Genomic DNA, 3,757 nt, shown 5'->3' on the forward strand with positions numbered 1-3,757 from the left:
CAGCTCCTCGGTCTCCGGCCGGTTCCGTCCCGCGATCGGCACGCCGACCGCCACGTCGGACTGCCCCGAGTACGTGGAGAGCAGCACCTGGAACAGGCCGAGCATCACCATGAACAGCGTGCAGTCCTCGCGCCGCGCCAGCTCCCGCAGCCCACCGGTCACCTCGGCCGGCACCGCGAACTCAAAGCTCGACCCGCGCCCCGACCGCACCGCGGGCCGCGGCCGGTCCGTCGGCAGCTCCAACGGCTCCAGACCCGCCAACGCCTCACGCCAGTAGGCCAATTGACCATCAACAACCGATGCGGATAAGTCGTCGCTACCCACAGCCATCGCTCCGAGAACCCTCTCTAGGCACAGGTCGGCACCCCTCTCGTGCGGGTTGGAGTTCTCTCCGCAGGGCATGCAGGAGAGCTCGCAGCACACAATGAAGGGGACACATCAAGAATGAAGACAAGCCAGTCGGACAACACTCAAGAATGAGGTGCTCAGCGTTTGGCGGCCGCCGCCGCAAATCCTTCAGGAGCCTCATCGTCACCGTTGGGCGACGACGGGAACTTCCGCATGGTACGCAACGGCGAAAGGAGAATCGGAATAAAGGCGAAACAGCCCGCGGCGGCACACACGCAAAGCCCCTGGCGTACCCCGAGCCACCCAGCCACGGCGCCGCCCAGTACGGAGCCGACGGGCATGAAGCTCCAGGTCAGGAATCGCATCGTGGCATTTACTCGCCCGAGATATTCATCGGGGGTCAGGGTCTGTGTGCAGCTGACTTGAGTGACATTGTAGACGACGATCATAAACGCCGTGACACCGTCGGCGCAGGCCGCGATCCAGAGCGTCCAGCCGGATCCGACAAAGGGAAGGACGAGCGCAAAAGGGGAGCCGAGGAGCAGGATCAACCACATGGCAGGACCGGGGCCGGCCTTCTCGGAAATCCGCCTCGCCAGGAAGGACCCGAGGAGCCCACCCGCTCCGGATACGCTCAGGAAGATTCCGATCAAGGCGGGCGACAGATCGAGCGTCCTCGCCAGGAAGAGCATCATCACCGTGTAAGCGGCATACCACGTCAAGTTCAGCCAGGCGGAGGACCCGGCGATCGCGAGGAGCCGAGAGCTTCCGCGCACCAGACGGAGCCCAGCCCCGATCTCCTGGAGCATGCGGGATTCCGGTCCACGGACCGGCTCGGCCTCTTCGGCGCGAATCCGTGCGATGCAAGCCGAGGAGATCAGAAGGCCGACGCTGGTCACCACGAAGGAGACCGGAGCCGTGAGCAGTGCCACGGCCTGACCGCCCAGTGAAGGACCACCCACGGCAAAGACCTGCTGGACGCCGGTGAGCTTCGCATTCCCCTCCAGTACCCTGTCCCGACCCACAAGGCTGGGGAGATAACTCTGGTACGCGACGTCAAAGAATACGTTGCACACGCCGAACAGGAGAACGGTGGCGTAGAGCTGCCAGATCGAAAGGAGGCCGACCCACCAGCACAGAGGAATGGAAAGAAGAATGAGAGAACGCGCAAGCTGGCACAGGACAAGGATTCTGCGACGCCGAAGCCGGTCCACCCACACGCCGGCCGGCAGGCCGACCAGCAGGAACGGGAGAGTGAGGAAGGTGGAGACGAGCCCCACTTCGAACGCTCCGGCATCCAGCGCAAGGACTGCAACCAGCGGGATGGCGATCCTCGCCACACTGACACTGGCGGCACTCACTGCCGTAGCGGCGAAGAGCCCCCTGAATCCTCGGTCTTCTAAAATTCCCGGCTTGTTGGTCATGAAGTTACCATCATAGACAACCAGTCACAGTAAATTGGCAAGGATTTCGCCGTTCGGCGGTCCGGAAAATGATGCCACCGGGGTGGCGAAATTTGCGACAGCATTCGCGAACTGGCCATCTGGAAAATGTCTCGTGCGGGGCCGGCGCGTCAAGCGGAGTGGTGCATCCCGATGGGGGTGGATCTGTCCTGCCGGCCGGATCTCCACGAACGGGGGGGCCTGGCCACTCCGTCGGTCCCTTGTCCCGGCGTTCGGCGTCTCGCTGTCGACCGTACACCGCCGGTGCGCCGCCCCCGCGACGGCCGGGCCTTCGAGGCCCTGGTCATGGTGATCCGGCGGTCCGGCCCGGACTCGACAGTGGCGAGCGGGGTGACTGCCACGGGGGGAAGGCCGTACGCACCGTCTCCTGGCTGCTCGGCCACCGCCGGCTGACCGTGCGACAGGAGCGGGCCGGCGACCAGGCCAACGCTATCCCCGTCCTTGCTGCAGCTCTGGCCTGCGACAAGGGACTCGTCAGACTCACCGCACGGGACATCCGCCAGGGCGACGTGGGACACGAGGGGCTCTCCTTCTGCATAGGCATCCCGCATGGGTTTCGCCGAGACGAACGGAGTGTTGTTGCAATGTAACATTGCACATGTCTCAGTGTGTGGGGCGACGGCTTGAAGGTCAACTACATTCTCGGCACCCGCAGTTCGTGATCATCGGCGCACGGTCGCGGTGACGGTGAGGATGTCCAGGTGAGCCGCCCCATGGGCGGATGCGGACGCCCGCGGCTTGCAGGGCGAGGCTGGAACTGTACGTGGTGAGCATGTTGTTGGGCGACCGAGCCGAGGGAGAGGACGAGCAGGGGCAGGGGCAGGGGCAGGTGACCGAGCCGGGTGGGCAGGATGGCTGGTTACCGCCCCTCCTTCAAGGGGTGCGGAAATCCGTGGGCGGCCCCACGGAAGATCACGTACTGTGTGGCTCCACGCCCCGAGACGAATGGAAGGAGGCGAGTGCCGTGCGGTTCACACCTTTCCAGCGCTCCCTCTTCCGCTGTCCCGGCGTGGTTCGTGAGGTCTGACCGGGAGCGCTCCAAGCAGCCTGTATCCCGGAGGAATCCATGACCGATCCGGTCATCCGCGCGCTCTCCGCGAGCGACGCTCATCTTTTCGACGCACTCCCCGACCCCCTGGGCGCCCGTGAAGGCCATCGGCATACCCGGTTCCGCTCCGACTGGAAGCGCGTCGGTACGAACTCCTGGTGGAGCGCTTCCTGTACCGCTGGACCCCGGAGCGAGGTCTGCCCGAGCGGCCCGGACGCCTGCGCTTCAGCGCCGAACCCGACGACACCGTGTTCCTCGACGCGTTGCGCCGTATCCACTCCGCCACCCTGGACGCCCACGCGCTCAGGGCCATCGCGGAGGGCGGCCTCGACCAATTCGCCCAGGAGGAGCTCGACTTCTTCCACTGGTGCCCCTCCCCGCGGGAGTGGTGGCAGGTCGCACACACGCCGGAGGGAGACCTGGCAGGCATCCACATTCCGGCCCACAACCCCTCCGGCCCGACCATCGGCTTCATCGGAGTCGTCCCGGAACAGCGGGGTCGCGGCTACGCCTACGACCTCCTCGCGGAGTGCACCCACGTCCTCGTCGAGCAGGGCGCGGAGTTCGTCACCGGAGCGACGGACCAGGCCAGCTTCCCCATGGCCGCGAACTTTGCCAAGGCCGGGTTCCCCGTCATCCGCGAACGCATCAACTTCCACCCGGCGGGCCGGGCGGCCTAGCGAGGAGTGGCACGCGGTGGGCGGTCCGGTCCGAGAGTAGGGCCGGACCGCCTGCCGGCGCCGGCCTGCCCGGTCCGCTGGCTTCGCGGACCGGGCAGGTGATCGGTTGTCGGGCGGGCCGTGGGTGTTCAGCAGCTCAGGTTGTTGCCCGGTACGGTGCCGAGCAGTTGGGTGAAGCGCTGGTAGGCGTTGATCCGGCTCTGTACCTGTGCGGGGTT

Annotated in this window: 2 protein-coding genes and 2 pseudogenes; 1 reads left to right on the forward strand and 3 read right to left on the reverse strand. The window is 66.1% G+C overall.

The genetic code is table 11. The annotated features are described in order from the left end of the window. Together ACFWJ4_RS41065 and ACFWJ4_RS41070 are read right to left on the reverse strand one after the other, a co-directional pair. On the reverse strand, positions 1-324 hold a 324-nt coding region (locus ACFWJ4_RS41065; RefSeq protein WP_380554434.1), incomplete at its 3' end, for a condensation domain-containing protein. A 161-nt stretch (positions 325-485) separates the two neighbouring features. Continuing rightward, entirely contained in the window at positions 486-1,772 is a 1,287-nt protein-coding gene (locus ACFWJ4_RS41070) for an MFS transporter (RefSeq protein ID WP_380554437.1), read from the reverse strand. Positions 1,773-2,877: 1,105 nt separating this feature from the next. On the opposite strand from ACFWJ4_RS41070, the pseudogene ACFWJ4_RS41075 reads away from it, so the two are divergent. After that, positions 2,878-3,539: pseudogene (locus ACFWJ4_RS41075) on the forward strand (GNAT family N-acetyltransferase). 128 nt (positions 3,540-3,667) lie between these two features. Here the strand turns inward: ACFWJ4_RS41075 and ACFWJ4_RS41080 are convergent. Continuing rightward, positions 3,668-3,757 (reverse strand): annotated as a pseudogene (locus tag ACFWJ4_RS41080) (chitinase); the annotation flags it as partial.

The organism is Kitasatospora sp. NPDC127067 (assembly GCF_042724755.1).
Taxonomy (GTDB): domain Bacteria; phylum Actinomycetota; class Actinomycetes; order Streptomycetales; family Streptomycetaceae; genus Kitasatospora; species Kitasatospora lactacystinica.